15 protein-coding genes and 1 tRNA gene are annotated in these 15,722 nt (G+C 71.5%); 12 read left to right on the plus strand and 4 right to left on the minus strand.

What is annotated here, in order from left to right; genetic code table 11:
* Positions 1–43 precede the first annotated feature (43 nt).
* From F4559_RS29040 to F4559_RS29095, 12 genes are all read left to right on the plus strand, one after another.
* A complete protein-coding gene (locus tag F4559_RS29040) occupies positions 44–1,459 on the plus strand; it encodes a hypothetical protein (RefSeq protein WP_184674098.1) in 1,416 nt (471 codons plus the stop codon).
* A 311-nt stretch (positions 1,460–1,770) separates the two neighbouring features.
* Positions 1,771–2,505 (plus strand): class F sortase, encoded by a 735-nt coding sequence (locus tag F4559_RS29045; protein WP_184674100.1) that lies wholly within the window; start codon positions 1,771–1,773, stop codon positions 2,503–2,505.
* Between the two features lie 273 nt (positions 2,506–2,778).
* Entirely contained in the window at positions 2,779–3,918 is a 1,140-nt protein-coding gene (locus F4559_RS29050; RefSeq protein WP_312865877.1) for a polysaccharide deacetylase family protein, read from the plus strand.
* A gap of 228 nt (positions 3,919–4,146) precedes the next feature.
* Positions 4,147–4,263, plus strand: coding sequence for a pyrroloquinoline quinone precursor peptide PqqA (gene pqqA / locus F4559_RS29055; RefSeq protein WP_184674103.1), 117 nt, complete (start codon positions 4,147–4,149; stop codon positions 4,261–4,263).
* Positions 4,264–4,328: 65 nt separating this feature from the next.
* A complete protein-coding gene (gene pqqC / locus F4559_RS29060) occupies positions 4,329–5,024 on the plus strand; it encodes a pyrroloquinoline-quinone synthase PqqC (RefSeq protein ID WP_184674104.1) in 696 nt (231 codons plus the stop codon).
* Positions 5,021–5,290, plus strand: coding sequence for a pyrroloquinoline quinone biosynthesis peptide chaperone PqqD (gene pqqD / locus F4559_RS29065; protein WP_312865878.1), 270 nt, complete (start codon positions 5,021–5,023; stop codon positions 5,288–5,290). The genes pqqC and pqqD overlap by 4 nt, the downstream gene beginning before the upstream one ends.
* Complete coding sequence (pqqE, locus tag F4559_RS29070; protein WP_184674106.1) at positions 5,283–6,338, plus strand: pyrroloquinoline quinone biosynthesis protein PqqE; 1,056 nt, start codon at positions 5,283–5,285, stop codon at positions 6,336–6,338. Before pqqD ends, pqqE begins: the two co-directional genes overlap by 8 nt.
* A complete protein-coding gene (gene pqqB, locus F4559_RS29075) occupies positions 6,335–7,207 on the plus strand; it encodes a pyrroloquinoline quinone biosynthesis protein PqqB (protein ID WP_184674108.1) in 873 nt (290 codons plus the stop codon). Before pqqE ends, pqqB begins: the two co-directional genes overlap by 4 nt.
* A gap of 245 nt (positions 7,208–7,452) precedes the next feature.
* Positions 7,453–8,733 (plus strand): sensor histidine kinase, encoded by a 1,281-nt coding sequence (locus tag F4559_RS29080; protein WP_184674110.1) that lies wholly within the window; start codon positions 7,453–7,455, stop codon positions 8,731–8,733.
* Positions 8,685–9,332: a LuxR C-terminal-related transcriptional regulator gene (locus F4559_RS29085; RefSeq protein ID WP_184674111.1), complete on the plus strand. Its 648-nt coding sequence runs from the start codon at positions 8,685–8,687 to the stop codon at positions 9,330–9,332. Before F4559_RS29080 ends, F4559_RS29085 begins: the two co-directional genes overlap by 49 nt.
* 47 nt (positions 9,333–9,379) lie before the next feature.
* Complete coding sequence (locus tag F4559_RS29090) at positions 9,380–11,008, plus strand: DUF885 domain-containing protein (protein WP_184674114.1); 1,629 nt, start codon at positions 9,380–9,382, stop codon at positions 11,006–11,008.
* A 382-nt stretch (positions 11,009–11,390) separates the two neighbouring features.
* Positions 11,391–11,819, plus strand: coding sequence for an XRE family transcriptional regulator (locus tag F4559_RS29095; protein ID WP_184674115.1), 429 nt, complete (start codon positions 11,391–11,393; stop codon positions 11,817–11,819).
* Positions 11,820–12,587: 768 nt separating this feature from the next.
* Here the strand turns inward: F4559_RS29095 and F4559_RS29100 are convergent.
* The 4 genes from F4559_RS29100 to F4559_RS29115 all read right to left on the minus strand — a co-directional run bounded on the left by F4559_RS29100 (position 12,588) and on the right by F4559_RS29115 (position 15,666).
* A tRNA-Leu gene (locus F4559_RS29100) sits at positions 12,588–12,661 on the minus strand.
* 256 nt (positions 12,662–12,917) lie between these two features.
* Positions 12,918–14,027: an ATP-grasp domain-containing protein gene (locus tag F4559_RS29105; RefSeq protein WP_184676339.1), complete on the minus strand. Its 1,110-nt coding sequence runs from the start codon at positions 14,025–14,027 to the stop codon at positions 12,918–12,920.
* Between the two features lie 2 nt (positions 14,028–14,029).
* Complete coding sequence (locus F4559_RS29110) at positions 14,030–14,185, minus strand: hypothetical protein (protein ID WP_184676569.1); 156 nt, start codon at positions 14,183–14,185, stop codon at positions 14,030–14,032.
* A 155-nt stretch (positions 14,186–14,340) separates the two neighbouring features.
* Positions 14,341–15,666 (minus strand): NAD(P)/FAD-dependent oxidoreductase, encoded by a 1,326-nt coding sequence (locus F4559_RS29115; RefSeq protein ID WP_184674117.1) that lies wholly within the window; start codon positions 15,664–15,666, stop codon positions 14,341–14,343.
* Between the last annotated feature and the right edge of the window lie 56 nt (positions 15,667–15,722).

Consider the following 15,722-nt stretch of genomic DNA (forward strand, 5'->3'; position numbering starts at 1 on the left):
CTCCGGTGGGTTCGCCGGAGATCCCGAGGGATGAGGGTCACGCATGAGGTGGAGACGTCTCGGCGCCGCAGCGGTCGCGGTCGGTGTCGTCCTGCTGGTCGCGCCGGGCGTCTCGGACGCCGCCGCCGAGGAGGGCATCGGGTACACGACCCCCGCGCAGGGCTACATCGCCAAGCCCGGCAACACCGACTGGGTCGGCTCCTACATCTGGCGCGGCAAGCACGTGTGGTGCGTGCAGTACGCGCTGCTCGCACCCGATTCGGATGTCGAGTACAGCGACGGCGACGAGCTGAGGACCAAGGCGGGCGCGGACCTGCCCGACGACGTCGCCTCCTACATCTCCTACCTGTTGCTGCGGTACTCGACGACGACCTCGGCGGACGAGTCGGCCGCGCTCGCGCACCTGCTGCACTCGTGGACGGCCGCGCCCCAGCCGGGCCTGGAGCTGGACCCGGACGTGGCCACCTACCTGACCGTCGCCTACGACGAGCAGTTCCACTATGACGGGCTGCCGCCGACCGCCCAACAGGCCGTGAACACGCTGCGTCAGGACGCGATCGCCAACAGGGGACCCTGGACGGTGACGGCCACCGAGCCCGAGGACTCGCAGACCATCGGCACGCCCGGCGCGTGGCGGATCGACGTGACCAAGGCCGACGACAGCCCGGTCCGCGGCGCTCCGCTGACCGTGGAGGTCGTCGGCGGCGAGCTGGAGAACGGCGGCACGACCGGCGAGTTCACCACCCCGACCGACGGCACGGCACTGGAGGTCCAGGTCACGCCCACCGAGGAGGAGGTGTCGCTGGTCGTCAAGCTCGACAGCCCGGCGGACCGGCCGGTGGTGCACGTGCCGGACCAGGGCCAGGGTGCCGCCATGCAGCGGATCGTCACCACCGGCGGCGAGAAGAAGCTGACCGCGCAGGCCGAGACGGTCGCCCGGACGGCCCCCGCCGAGGTGCGCACGGTCAAGACCGACAGCGAGACCGGCCGGCCGATCGGCGGTGTGGCCCTGCGGTTCACGGCCGGTGACGGCGTCTCCCCCGCGATCGGCCAGGACGACCGGCCGCTGGTCGGCGCCGACGACAAGCCGGTGGTGATCCAGACCGCCGACGACGGGTCGATCACCGTGCCCGAGGTGCGCACTCCGCAGGAGGTGTGCGTGGTCGAGGTCGCCGCGCCGAGGGGTTACGAGGAGGACTTCGACCCGAACGCGCCGCCCAAGGTGTGCACGACGGCCCAACCGGGCCAGAAGGTCGACCTGGCGTTGCGGAACAAGCCGAACAAGCCCATCGTGCCGCTCAAGATCCCGGCCGGTGTGGACGGTTCCGGAGTGGTCGCGACGGGGGCGTCCACCACGCGGACCGACGCGGGTGCGTTGATCGGTTACGGCGGCGGCGTGCTCGTCGCGGGCGTCCTGCTCGGCGCGTGGGTGCGGCGGCGGGCGACGGCACGGACATGAGGACGGGTGGCGCGGCCGACGACGTGCCCGCGCGCGAGCCAGGTGATCGGGTGTCCGCGCGGGACGGGGATTCGGCGACTTCGTGGACGGCGGTCGACGGTGTCCCCGTGACATCGGCGCCGGCAAGACCGGTCGCGCGGTCCGAGGCCGACGGGACGACCGGAAGTCCGGCCGGGCCAACCGGAGCCGACGGGCCACGGAGGACCGCGCGGGACGCGGCCGGTGGACCGGCGCCGCGGACGGGAGCCGACGACGTGTCCGCGCGGAAGCCACCGGCGCGGTCGACCTCGCGGACCCGGGACGCGCGCTTGATGCGGACAGTGCGGAGCCGGCGGGCCGGTGGTTCCTCCGCGCGCAGGCCGACCGTGCGGATCGCGTCGGCGGTGGCCGTCGTCGCGGCGGTGGTCGCCGTCGTGACGGCGTTCGACTGGCCCCCGGTCGTGACGGCGGGCGTCGCCCGGCCCGGTGCGCCGGTCACGCCGAACCCGCTCGGCGACAGCATGCGGACGGGACGGGGGCCTGATCTCGCGGGCGTGCCCGCCGGGTTCCAGCCCCCGTCCGGTCCGACCACGCCCGCGCCGACGACCACTCCGCCCCCGACCGGGCAGACGCCCGGCACCGTGCGGCTGCCCGGTGGTGGCACGGCCGCGTTGGTGCGCAAGGAGGTCACGGCCGACGGCGTGCTGCCCGTGCCCGACGGGGTCGGCGAGGCCACCTGGTGGGGTGTCGACCTGGGTGCGGGCGAGGGCGCGACCGTGCTCGCGGGCCACGTGGACTGGCAGGGCATGACCGGTCCGTTCGAGGTGCTCTGGCGTGCCGAGGACGGGCAGGAGGTGGTCGTGGTCGACAACGCGGGCAAGGAGTTCGCGTACACGGTGTCCCAGGTCGTGACCGTGCGGAAGGACGAGCTGCCGGCGAAGGCGGTCGAGTTCTTCGGGCCGCGCGGACCGCACCGGCTGGTGCTGGTGACGTGCGGCGGGCGCTGGGTCGGCGGCGGTGCCGGGTACGAGGAGAACCGCGTGGTGATCGCGACGCCCCGACGCTGAGCCCGACGTACGAAGACCGGGCGCGAGGACGACCGGGCGCCCGCGCCGTGCCCGTCGCCGAGCCCGGCGGACGAAGGCCAGGCCCTTCGGCGCGGCGCCGGCGACGTGCGACCCCGGACCAGTGCGGTGGCTCGACCTGCCCGCGTGGACTTCGGCACGAGGTCGGCGCGCACGTAGGCTCGCGCGGGCCCGAAGACTTCGGGCCGGGTCCGGGGGTGGGCGCAACCTCGCCGCGCGCATCGTCGTCTTGACAACGTGAAGCGATGGAGTGCGGTGTCGACCGCGGTCGCGCTGGTGATAGCGCTCGTCGTCCTCGCGGTGCGGGGTGCGGGCGAGGCCGAGCCCGGCGACCGGACCGGGGACGTGGCCGTGCCGCGGCCCACCGCGCCCGTCGGGACCAGCGGCGTGGCGGCACCGCCGCCGACCGTGCCGCCGCACCCGAATCCGCCCGCGTGGATGCACCGGCTGGCTCCCGGTGAGAAGCCGCCGCAGTTCGTGCTGTTCTCGTTCGACGGCGCGGCGTCCAAGGCGCACTGGGACCGGATCATGCCGTTGGCCAGCCGGACGAACGCGCACGTGACCGGCCTGCTGTCGGGCACCTACCTGGTACCCGACTCGGACGCGTCCACTTACACCGGTCCCGGCCACGCCGCAGGCGTCTCGTCGATCGGCTTCGGCGGTTCGCGGGCGGACGTGGCCCTGCGGATCGGCTACCTCAACGACGCCATCGCGGCCGGGCACGAGATCGGCACCCACTACAACGGCCACTACTGCAAAGGAGCGGAGCCCAGTGTCGGCGTGTGGACGACCGAGCAGTGGAACCGCGAACTGGACCAGTTCACCGGAATCGTCGAACGCGCGCGGCAGCAGGGTTTCACGCTCGACCCGGCGGCGGTGCGCGGTGGCCGCACGCCCTGTCTGGAGGGCGACTGGGCACAGGCGTTCCCGGCGATGCGGCAGCACGGCCTGGTGTACGACACCAGCCACGTGAGCCTGGGCGTGGTGTGGCCGGAGGTGCGCGACGGGCTGTGGGAGTTCCCGCTGCCGGAGATGCGCGTGCCCGCGTTGGGCAAGCGGGTCGTGATGATGGACTACAACCTCTGGTACGCGCTCAACGGCGCGGCCGAGAACGACCCCGGTCCGCCCGGTGAGTACTCCCGGATCGTGCTGGACACCTACCGCTCGGCGTACACCGTCGCGTTCAACGGCAACCGCGCGCCCCTGGTGGTGGGCAACCACTTCAACGACTGGGCGGGCGGTGCGTTCACCCAGGCCGTGGAAGGGTTCCTCGGCGAGGTGTGCGCGAGCGCCGAGACGGTCTGCGCCACCTACACCGAGGTGATCCAGTGGATGCAGCTCCAGGACCCGGCCGTGCTCGACCGGTTGCGCGGGCTGCCGGCGGCGCGCAACTGAACGCCGTGCCATCACAGGAAGCGAGTCGAGACGAGGTGTCAAAACTTCGCGGAAATCAACCGGTTCCGATCTGGCACACCGCGTGACCGGCTGGGAAAGTTGGTCTGTACCTCCACGACGGCCGGTAGCGCGCCCGACGCCGCTGTGCTCGGGAGCCGGCCGTCATACCGTGGTCCTCGCGCCGCCGCACCCACGGAACGCAGCAACACCGATCCGAGGAGTCGCGACATGTCAGCACAGGAGCCGAAGACCGCGCCCGCCGAGCAGCGCCCGACCTGGGTCAAGCCGGACTTCCGGGACGTCGACACCCCGATGGAGATCACGGCCTACGCCGCTCGCGGCTGAGCACCGCCACACCGCCGTGCCGCGGCCGGTGCGCCGCGGCACGGCGCCGACCGAGAGGTGGCTTGATGCCGGAGCCGTTGCCCGCCGAGGACTTCATCGCACGGATGCGGTCGCTCAAGGACCGCTATTGGCACGACCACCCGTTCCACCTGCGACTGCACGCGGGCGAACTGGAGCCGCGCGAACTGCGGCTGTGGGCGGCCAACCGCTGGTACTACCAGCGCCGCATCCCGCAGAAGGACGCCGCGATCCTGGCCAACTGCCCGGATCTGGACGTGCGGCGGCGCTGGCGCGAGCGGATCGTCTGGCATGACGGCACGCACCAGGGCGAGGGCGGTGCGGAGAACTGGTTGCGCCTGGCCGAGGCGGTCGGCCTGACCCGCGAGGAGGTGCTCGACGAGCGGCACGTGCTGCCCGGCACCAGGTTCGCGGTGGACGCGTACGTCACGTTCGCCCGTGCGCGGCCGTGGGTCGAGGCGGTCGCGTCCGGTCTGACCGAGATGTTCTCCGGCGCGCTGATGGCACGGCGCCTGGCGGACATGCGGTCGCACTACCCGTGGATCGCCGAGGAGGGCTTCGCCTACTTCACGTCCCGGCTGGAGGTCGTCTCCGACGAAGGAAAGTCCACTTTGGACATAGTGGTGCGCAACTGTCCCACGCTCGAACGACAAGAGGCGGCGATCGCCGCGCTGGAGTTCAAATGCGACGTGCTGCGCTCGATCCTGGACACCGTCGACTACTACGCGCGGAAGTCACCGTGACCGGACCGGATTCCGTTCCTCGGCTGCGAAAAGGCGTCAAGGTCGCCTTCGACGACGTGCGGTCAGGGCACGTCGTGCTGTTCCCGGAGGGCGTGCTGGTGCTCAACGACACGGCGGCGGCCGTGATCGCGTTGTGCGACGGCGTCGCGTCCGTGCGCACGATCGCCGACCGGCTCGCGGTCGACTACGCGGGTGTGGAGCCGGCCGACGTGGCGGAACTGGTGGACCGGCTCGCCGACCGGCGGGTGGTGGACGTCGATGGCTGAGGCGCCGTTCGGGCTGCTCGCCGAGCTGACCCACCGCTGCCCGTTGCGCTGCGGCTACTGCTCGAACCCGGTGGAGCTGATCCGCCGGGAGGCCGAACTGGACACGGCCGCGTGGCGCTCGGTGTTCGACCAGGCGCGTGCGCTCGGCGTGCTCCAGGTGCACCTGTCCGGCGGGGAACCGTTGGCCCGCAGGGACCTGCCCGACCTGGCCGCGCACGCGAGCGGGCTGGGCTGCTACGTCAACCTCGTCACCAGCGGCCTCGGGCTCACCCCGGAACGGCTCGCGGACCTGGCCGTCGACCACGTGCAGCTGTCCGTGCAGGACGCCGACCAGGCCGACAACGACCGGATCGCGGGCGTGAAAGCGTTCCGGCACAAGCTGAAGGCGGCACAGGCCGTGCACGAGGTCGGGTTGCCGCTGACCGTCAACGCGGTGCTGCACCGGCTGAACGTCGACCACGTCGGCGCGATCATCGCCCTCGCGGCGGAACTGGGCGCGCAGCGGCTGGAGCTGGCCAACGCCCAGTACTACGGGTGGGCGTTGCGCAACCGCGCCGCACTGCTGCCGTCCCGCGCGCAGCTCGCCGAGGCCGACCGGGTCGTGGCGGCGGCGCGGGCGCACACCGACATGGAGATCGTGCACGTGATCGCCGACTACCACGAGGCGCACCCCAAGCCGTGCATGCACGGGTGGGGCGCGCGGCAGCTCACCGTGGCGCCGGACGGGACCGTGCTGCCGTGCCCGGCGGCGACCGTGATCACCGGGCTGGGGCTGGAGAACGTGCGCGACCGGCCCTTGGCGGCGATCTGGCACGACTCGCCGTCGTTCGAGGCGTTCCGGGGCACGGACTGGATGCGCGAGCCGTGCCGGTCGTGCGTCCGCCGGGAGATCGACTTCGGCGGGTGCCGCTGCCAGGCGTTCCAGCTCACCGGCGACGCGGCGAACACCGATCCGGTGTGCTCGCTGTCGCCGCACCGGCCCGCGGTCGAGGCGATCCTCGACGCGGCCACCCCGGAGGACCTGCGGATGCGGAAGGCCACCCTGTGAAGACCGTGGTGCTGGGCACGGCCGCCGGCGGCGGCGTGCCGCAGTGGAACTGCGCGTGCCCGACGTGTGCCGAGGTGCGGGCCGGCCGGCTCTCGCCGCGCACCCAGGACTGCCTCGCGGTGAGCGGGAACGGCGTGGACTGGTGGCTGGTCAACGCCTCGCCGGACATCCGGTCGCAGCTCGTGTCGACGCCCGCGGTCGCACCCGGCCCCGGTCCGCGCGACACGCCCGTGCGCGGGGCGCTCCTCACCGACGCCGAGATCGACCACATGTCGGGGCTGCTGACCCTGCGCGGTGCGGCGGACCTGCGGGTGTACGCGCCCGCGACCGTGCTGCACGCGTTGGCCGGCACGCGTGCGACGCTCGACCGGTACGCCGGGTGGTCGTGGCGGCAGGTCGAGCCCGAGCAGACGTTCACGCTGACCGGCGGGCTGGAGGTCACCGCCTTCCCGATCAGCGGCAAGCGGCCCAAGTACACCGATTCCGACGTGGACGGTCACTGGGTGGTGGCGTACCGGTTCTTCGACCCGGCCACCGGGGGCATCCTGCTGTACGCGCCCTGCCTGGCGGCGTGGCCGCACGGCTTCGACGCGTTGGTGGCCGAGGCCGACGTGGCGCTGCTGGACGGGACGTTCTACTCGCCGGCCGAGATGGGGGTGACGACGGGGCGTTCCGGCGGACAGGCGGCCATGGGGCACCTGCCGATCACGCACACGTTGCCGGAGCTGCGGCGGCACCCGGGGGTGCGGCGGGTCTACACGCACCTCAACAACACCAACCCGGTGCTGGACCCGTCGTCGGCCGAGCACGCCAAGCTGGTGGAGGCCGGGGTGGAGATCGTGCCCGACGGCACGGTGATCGAGGTCTGACCCGCGAGTTATGCGTTCCGGCACCGCGAGTTGTGCACTCAGACACCGCGAGTTGTGCACTCAGGCACCGAGGTCGGGCGCCAGGCGGCCGTCGTCGCGCACAGCGGGCCGGGCCCAGCGGGTCGGGTGTCGGGACACCCTCGACGGTGGCATGTCGGGCGCGTCCCCCTCGTGCCGGGCCGTGATCCGCGTTCGGGGTGCTAGACCCACCGACAGCGGTAGGGCGGACAGGAAGAATTCCCGCCATGAACGACACGGAGATCGTGCGCGGCGTCAAGGCCCGCCTGAGGACGGCGATCCTCGCGCCGACCAGGATTCCGCTCGCCCTGCTCGGGCTGCCCCTGGTGCCGCTGCAACTGCTCCCGTTCCCCCTGGTGCTGATCACCATCGGTGTGGTGCTGCTGCCGCTGATCACGAAGGTCGTCCGCGCCTACGCGAACCGGTACCGACGGCTGGCCGGCAAGGTGCTCGGCGAGGAGATCCCCGTTCCCTACCGCACGCCCACGAGCACGGGACCGGTCGCGCGGGTACGGGCCATCGCCACCGACCCGGCCACGTGGCGTGACCTGGCGTTCCTGCCGGTCAACGCGATCGTCACGGTGGTCTGCTCGCTGATGCCGCTGGTCCTGTGGACGAGTGGGGTGCTGGGCTTCCTCATGCCCTTCCTGTGGGCGGCCGGTGCCGACGGTCTCGAGTACTCGGCGATCGACGAGACCACGCCCGGCAACATCCTGCTCGCGCCGCTGCTCGGCACGCTCTACCTGTCGCTGGCGTGGTGGCTCACGCCCGTGTTCGGCAGGCTGCACGCGCAGGTCACCCGCAGGCTGCTCGGCCCGACCGCGAACTCGGCCCTGGCCGCCCGGGTCCGGGTGCTGGCCGACTCACGGGCGGACACGGTCGACGCACAGGCCGCCGAACTGCGCCGGATCGAACGCGACCTGCACGACGGCGCGCAGGCCCGGCTCGTGGCGCTGGGCATGAGCCTGGGCATGGCCGAGGACCTGATCACCCGCGACCCCGAGGCCGCCGCCCGACTGCTCACCGAGGCGCGGCAGTCGTCCTCGCAGGCGTTGTCCGAACTGCGCGACCTGGTGCGCGGCATCCACCCGCCGGTGCTGGCCGACCGCGGGCTCGACGGCGCGTTGCGCGCGTTGGCCCTGGCGAGCCCGCTGCCGGTCGAGGTCGACATCGTGCTCGACGGCCGGCCCGAGGCACCCGTCGAGTCGGCCGCCTACTTCGCGGTCGCCGAGACGCTCACCAACGCGGCCAAGCACAGCGGCGCGGCCGGCGCGTGGCTGCGGGTCCGGCACGAGGACGACCGGCTCACGCTGATGATCGGCGACGACGGCCGGGGCGGCGCGGTCGCGACCGAGAACGGCGGATTGCGCGGAATCGAGCGCAGGCTGGCCGCGTTCGACGGCACACTCGGCATCGCGAGCCCGGCCGGCGGGCCGACCATCGTGACCATGGAGCTGCCGTGCGTGTTGTCCTCGGGGAAGACCTCGTCCTCCTCCGCGACGGGTTGATCCGACTCCTCCAGGCGCACGACTGCGAGGTCGTCGAAGCCGTGGACACCGGCCCGGACCTGCTGCGGGCCATGGTCGACCACCGCCCGGACGTGGCGGTGGTCGACGTCCGCCTGCCGCCGACGTTCACCGACGAGGGCCTGCGCGCGGCGATCGAGGCCCGCAAGCGGGTGCCGGGTCTGCCCGTCCTGGTGCTGTCGCAGTACGTGGAGCACCTCTACGCCCGCGAGCTGCTGTCCGACCGGGCGGGCGGTGTCGGCTACCTGCTCAAGGACCGGGTGTCGGACGTGCGGCAGTTCGTCGACGCGATCCGCCGGGTCGCGGCGGGCGGCACGGCCATGGACCCCGAGGTGATCGACCAGCTGCTGGCCCGCAGCGGGCGCGACCGGCCGTTGGCCACGTTGACGCCGCGCGAGCGCGAGGTGCTGTCGCTGATGGCGGAAGGCCGGTCCAACGCGGCGATCGCGGGTCGGCTGTTCGTGACGGAGAAGGCGATCGGCAAGCACATCGCGAACATCTTCGGCAAGCTCGACCTGCCGCTGTCCGAGGACGACAACCGTCGGGTGCTCGCGGTTCTGGCCTACCTGGACCGCGTGTAGGTAGTTTCCTCGGCTAAATACCCGTTCACGAGCCGGGGGATCGCCTCATGACGCCGACCGCGCAACTCGCCGACGAACTGCTCGACCTCATGCTCACCCAGTCGCCACTGGGCGCCACCCTGTACGGGTTGCCCGGCTACGACCACCTGCTGCCCGACCACCGGCCGGAGACCGAGGAGGCGATCCGGACCCGGGCCGTGGACATCGCCCGCCGGGCCCGCGCGCTGGACTCCGACGATCCCGTGACCCGCGCGGTGATCGTGCAGCAGGCCGAGGCCGTGGTGGACCGGGTCGACGCGCTGGGCGTCGAGTACACGATCACGGACTCGTTCTTCGCGCCGGCGGGCGAACTGCTGTCCCTGATGCCGTCGACCCGGCTGACCGGTCCCGAGTCCGAACGCGCCTACCTCGACCGGCTGGCCGCGATCCCGGAGTTCCTGCGCCGCGTGGCCGATCGGCACCTGGCGGGCGTGACGGCCGGGCGGTTGCCCGTGGCGCACCTGGTGCGGGCGACCGTCGCGCACCTGGACCGGTACCTGGGCGCCGACGTGGACCCGTTGTCCCGGCCCGAGGGCGGCACGGAGTTCACGGCCGAACGCGACCGGCTGCTGTCGTCGGTGGTGCGGCCCGCTTTCGCGGCCTACCGGGACGTGATCGCCGGGCTGGCCGGACGCGACGAGGACCACCCGGGCCTGTGCGCGCTGCCCGGCGGCGACGAGGCGTACGCCGGGCTGGTGCGGGCGTACACGACGACCACGCGCACGCCCAAGGACCTGCACCAGACCGGCCTGGACCTGATGGCGTCGCTCGCGCTGGAGTACGCCGACCTGGGCGAGCGGGTGTTCGGCACGCGGGACACCGCGGAGATCTTCACGCGCATGCGCACCGACCCGGCGTTGCGCTGGCGCGACGCCGACGACCTGATCACGACCGCGCGGGCGGCCGTCGTGCGGGCCGAACAGGTCGCGCCGGAGTGGTTCGGCCGGCTGCCGGCCAAGCGGTGCGAGGTCGAGCCCGTGCCCGCGGCGGACGCGCCGGGCGCGCCCACGGCGTACTACGTGCCGCCGTCGCTGGACGGCGCCCGGCCGGGCACGTACTTCGCGAACACCCACCGCGTCGAGGAGCGGTTCCGGTACCAGGCGGAGGCCGTGGCGTTCCACGAGGCCGTGCCGGGGCACCACTTCCAGATCACGCTCGCGCAGGAGTCGACCGACCTGCCCATGCTGCGCCGGGTCGCGGACGTGATCGCGTACCTGGAGGGCTGGGGCCTGTACACCGAGCGGCTCGCCGACGAGATGGGCCTGTACTCGGACGACGTCGCACGGCTGGGCATGCTGGCCCTGGACTCGATGCGAGCCGGGCGGCTGGTCGTGGACACCGGCCTGCACGCCAACGGCTGGACCCGCGCGCAGGCGATCGGATACCTGGAGGAGAACACCCCGCTGGCCCTGGTGGAGATCGAGAGCGAGGTCGACCGCTACATCGCCGCGCCCGGCCAGGCGCTGACGTACATGGTGGGACGGCTGGAGATCCTGCGCATCAGGGCCGAGGCGAAGGAGGCCTTGGGCGACCGGTTCGACATCCGCGCGTTCCACGACGTGGTGCTGGGCGGCGGGCCGTTGCCGCTGGCGGTGCTGGACGACGTGGTGCGGACCTGGGTGCGTTCGCGGCGGTAGCGGTGACGCGGTGGGTGGGGTCGGGTCCGCCGGGTCCCACCCGTCCGCGTGCCTGGCCCGCCCCGACCGAGTCTGGGGGTCCGCGGTCGAGGCGGGGTCCGGGTCGCGACCGGTCCGGCCGCGCGGTCGACCTGGGTGGTCGAGACTGTGATCGTCTTCATCCCCGTCAAGACGGACGACGGCGCAGGTCGCCCTGGAGCCGTCGCCATCCCCCCTGCCTTACGGAGAGCACCCCCGTCAGGCCCTCCGACACGTTGACTCTGGTGAACATCTGAGCATTCTGTTCACACCAGTCAACGCGATCCAGTCAATCCGGTGCGTGTTCCACTGTCAAGGCGACGGCGTGCAGAATGTTTCGGGGCCGACCGGGGAGGTGTGGCCGATGTCCGGGACGTCCGGTCGCAAGACCCTGGCCCAGCGGATCGACTACCTGTTCCGCACGGTCCGCCCGCCGCACCGGCGCGAGTACACCTACGAGGAGGTCGCGCAGGCCGTCGCCCGCGACCAGCGGGAGACGATCTCCGCCTCCTACCTCTGGTACCTGCGCACCGGCCAGCGCGACAACCCGACGCTCAAGCACCTCACCGTGCTGGCCCGGTTCTTCGGCGTGCCCACGGCGTACTTCGTCGACGAGCCGACCGGCGAACGGGTCGTGGCCGAACTCGCCCTGCTCGCCGCACTCCAGGACGCGGGCGTGCGGGACGTGGCGTTGCGCGCCGCCGGGCTGTCGCCGGCCAGCCTGGAGACGATCGGCGACATGATCGCGCGCGTGCGCGAACTCGAAGGCCTGCCGCCCCGACGGGACGATTGATCCACTCCCGACGGCTTTGGGGCGCCACCGCCGGGAATCAGGGCCCGACCCGGCGGAAATTGCCGGACCGCGCAGCCGTCGGTCTTGCCGACCAGGACACACGACACCACGGCGGCCGGGTCGCGGGACCGCGGCACAATCCCCCGCCGCTGATCAGAGCCATCGCGGGCGACGATCCCGACCGGTGACACCCGAATCTTCCGGGCCATCGCACAAAACAGGTCGACAATTCTCGCAGGATTTCTTCGATCGACCTGACCGGCGGATTCCGACGCGGAATTCACCTTCACCGCCGCACACGAGGGACCAGTGCCCGAATTCGCCGACGGAACGACCTAGGTCCTATTTCCCCGGGGCGGCCGGGAAGTACGGCGACCGGACCGGTGGCGCGACGCCGAGGGGACCGCACCACCCCGCTCGCGAACGGCCTCCGGATCCACTCCGCCGCACCGCCACGCCCCGCCGCGACGAACCACCCCCGAGGGCTTCGCGCACCCGGCACAGGCCCGCACAGGCACACGGCACCGACGAACCATCCGGAACTCACGAATACCCGAAATCGAGCGACGTGCGCCGGCCACGTACCGAGACTGGCTCACAGGCGTACGACACCGGATGCCGCACCGCCGACCAGGGGCTCCACGGAAACCGCCGGAAAATCGTTAGCGAAGCTCAAGAACTTGCCCCGTTCGGGTGGACTAAGGCAGTCACCCACCTGCCAGTCGAGTAAGACCTACAGGTGGGTGACATGCGCCGTCGCACTCACGGTGCCCCCGACGGGATTCGAACCCGTACTGTGACTCTTTTAAGGAGCCTGCCTCTACCGTTTGGGCTACGGGGGCAGCGAAGAGCTTAAGCCGTTACCGAGCGTTCGTGGAGCCGGTTCACGCTAAGTCCCCTGTACGGCTCAATCCGATCCGCTATTGCGCTCATTCGGGTAATGGACCCGCGGCACTCATCGCAAGTACATACGTGTGATGCACATCACAATCAGCATGCCGATAGGCGAGTATTTTCCGCATTTCTGCGGTCAACCCGATACCGAAGTGCTTGACTCAGCAAGCGGATAAGGTGTGCCGAAGCTTCGGCAATCCGCGCTCAGCGACCTTTGCCCGCACCGGCCAGCTCCCTGAAGCGCGCGGCGGCCCAGTCGTGCACGGCGGTGGACACCCGGTCGTCCTCGGCCCGGTGCTCGAACCACCGCCAGTCGCAGTTGACGTTGACCTCCAGGAACACGTGCTCGCCGCCGGACACCAGCAGGTCGAACGCGGCCACGCGCAGACCCCAGTGCGCGGCCAGCGCGAGCAGCTTGTCGGTCAGCGCCGCGGGCACGTCCACGGGCGCGACCCGCACGGCCTCGGGGTCGATCCAGAGCTGCGCCGGGTCGAGCTTGTCCACCTGGAAGGCCAGGCACCGCTCCCCCACGACGAACACGCGCAGTTCGGTCTCCGACGGCACGTACTCCTGCACGATCACGGGCGCGGACTCGGGCGCCTTGCCCGTGCGGCTGGTCTCCAGCGGACGCGGGAACAGGCCGTGCTGCACGCCGGGCCGGGGTTCGAGCAGGTGCTTGCCGGACGTCTTCACGATGCACTGGGCGCCGCCGGGTCGCGCCCGTCCGGGCTGCGTGGTCACGGCGGTGCGCGGAATCCGCAGCCCGAACGCGGCGGCGTCGGCGAGCTGGGTCAGGCGGTCCAGGTCGGCGACGCCGTTGACGTGGGTGAAGTCGCGTCGGGTCGACAGCCAGTCCGCCACGGCGCCCCACTGGTCGGTCGCGTACGCGGCGGCGAGCGTGCCCGGTTCGACGGGCAGCGCGGACAGCTCGAAGTGGCGGCGCCACACCAGCAGGGGGCGCAACAGCCAGCGGTCGAGTTCGAGCAGGGGCGTGTCGGTGTAGACGGTGAGCGCCAGGTCCAGGCAGCGGTCGGCGTCCACGCGCACCATGCGGACACCGCGCTCGGCGAGCGCGATGGAGAGTTCGTTCATCTCCATGTCGGCGGACCGTGCGAGCACCAGCACGCACGGCACGGGGCTGCCGTCGCCCTGCTCGACCATGCCGAGCCGGTGCACCTGCTCCTGGAAGTCCAGGGCCTTCGGCGGCGACCGGAAGAGGTAGTCCTGGCCTTGGAGCAGCAGTGGCGTCGGCTTGGCAGGACGGGGCGTCCCGGTCGGGGGAACGAACTCGTTCCCCCGGCCCGACACGGACATGCTCAATCGTCCTTCTTGCTGCGGAACAACTTCCTTGCGGCTGCGTACTCGGCGGCGTACTCCGCCAGGGCACGGTCCTCGATCTCACCGCGGCGAAGCTGTGCGGCCAGCTCCTCAAGCGACATCGCGGTCACCTTCTCTCCCCACACGTACGTCACGCATTCAGGTGACGCACCAGCGGTAGTGTCAGGTTCACGTTACGCAATGTCAAGATGACCCGAACGTATTGGTCCGATCGGGGGCTCAAGTACGCGTCCTGCACCGGACAGCCCCGCTCCGACTCACCGGATCGGGTGAGCCGGAGGGGGTTGACTCAGCTCTTCGTGGCCCGGTCGAACTCGGCCTTGGGCTCGTGGATCTGGCCCAGGGCGACGATCTCACGGCCGGAGAACAGCGCCTGCGTCCAGTCGACCAGCACGCGGAACTTGCGGTTGACCGTCGGCACGAACATCACGTGGTAGCTGCGGTGCATGAACCACGCGATCACGCCCCGGAAACGCAGGCCGAACACGTCCGCCACGCCCTTGTAGAGGCCCAGGCCCGCGACCGAGCCCAGGTACTTGTGGAAGTAGTCCTTGGGCTTGCGACCGCGCAGCGACGCCACGATGTTCTTCGACAGCAGCTTGGACTGCCGGATCGCGTGCTGCGCGTTGGGCACGCAGGTCGCGTTCGGGTCCTCCTCGGTGCGCGACAGGTCCGGCACGGCCGAGCAGTCGCCCGCCGCCCACACACCCGGCAGGCCCACGACCTGCATCGCGGCCGTGCAGCGGACCCGGCCACGCTCGTCGAGCGGCAGGTCGGTGTCGCGCAGCATGGGGTTGGCCTTCATGCCCGCGGTCCAGATGATCGTGTCCGAGTCGAACTCGGTGCCGTCGTCGAGGACGACGTGACCGTGCTCCATGCTCTTGACCCGCGTGTCGAGGAAGCACTTGATGCCGCGCTTCTCGAGCTGCTCGACCGTGTAGACGCCCAGCTTCGCGCTGACCTCCGGCATGATCCGGGTGGTCGCCTCGACCAGCACCCAGTTCACGTCCGACTGCTTGAGGCCGTCGTAGTAGCGCAGCGCGTAGCGGGTCATGTCCTCCAGCTCGGCGAGCGTCTCGATGCCCGCGAAGCCGCCGCCGATCACCACGAACGTCATCAGCCGCTTGCGCAGCTCCGGGTCGTTGGTGCTGTTGGCCTGGTCCAGCCGCGACAACACGTGGTTGCGCAGGTAGATGGCCTCGCCGATGGTCTTCATGCCGATGCCGACCTCGGGCAGGCCCGGGATGGGCAGCGTGCGCGAGATGGCGCCCAGCGCCGAGACGAGCACGTCGTACTCGTACTCCTCGACGTGGCCGTCGGCCAGCTCCACGGTCACGGCCTTGCGGGCGTGCTCGATCTTCGTGGCGCGGCCGGTGACGACGTGGCAGCGGTTGAGGACCTTGCGCAGCGGCACGACGACGTGGCGCGGCTCGATCGACCCGGCGGCGGCCTCGGGGAGGAAGGGTTGGTAGGTCATGTGCGGCTGCGGGTCGATGACGGTCACGGACGCCTCACCGGAGCGCAGCTTCTTCTGCAACCCCAGCGCGGTGTACATGCCGACGTACCCACCGCCGACAATCACGATCCGTGTGGGTTGCGACTTCACAGCAGCCATACGGTTATCGTCGCACCGCGACCGGGATTCCGAGGTGTCCGCGAGGCTCGTTGTGA

It is taken from the genome of Saccharothrix violaceirubra, assembly GCF_014203755.1.
Taxonomy (GTDB): domain Bacteria; phylum Actinomycetota; class Actinomycetes; order Mycobacteriales; family Pseudonocardiaceae; genus Actinosynnema; species Actinosynnema violaceirubrum.

Excerpts from the sequence above, each read along its gene's own strand:
- pqqC (WP_184674104.1), top strand. The coding sequence starts at position 4,329 with ATGCCGGAGCCGTTGCCCGCCGAGGACTTCATCGCACGGATGCGGTCG.
- F4559_RS29040 (WP_184674098.1), top strand. The coding sequence starts at position 44 with ATGAGGTGGAGACGTCTCGGCGCCGCAGCGGTCGCGGTCGGTGTCGTC.
- F4559_RS29095 (WP_184674115.1), top strand. The coding sequence starts at position 11,391 with ATGTCCGGGACGTCCGGTCGCAAGACCCTGGCCCAGCGGATCGACTAC.
- F4559_RS29115 (WP_184674117.1), bottom strand. The coding sequence starts at position 15,666 with ATGGCTGCTGTGAAGTCGCAACCCACACGGATCGTGATTGTCGGCGGT.
- F4559_RS29045 (WP_184674100.1), top strand. The coding sequence starts at position 1,771 with ATGCGGACAGTGCGGAGCCGGCGGGCCGGTGGTTCCTCCGCGCGCAGG.
- pqqE (WP_184674106.1), top strand. The coding sequence starts at position 5,283 with ATGGCTGAGGCGCCGTTCGGGCTGCTCGCCGAGCTGACCCACCGCTGC.
- pqqA (WP_184674103.1), top strand. The coding sequence starts at position 4,147 with ATGTCAGCACAGGAGCCGAAGACCGCGCCCGCCGAGCAGCGCCCGACC.
- F4559_RS29080 (WP_184674110.1), top strand. The coding sequence starts at position 7,453 with ATGAACGACACGGAGATCGTGCGCGGCGTCAAGGCCCGCCTGAGGACG.
- F4559_RS29090 (WP_184674114.1), top strand. The coding sequence starts at position 9,380 with ATGACGCCGACCGCGCAACTCGCCGACGAACTGCTCGACCTCATGCTC.
- F4559_RS29105 (WP_184676339.1), bottom strand. The coding sequence starts at position 14,027 with ATGTCCGTGTCGGGCCGGGGGAACGAGTTCGTTCCCCCGACCGGGACG.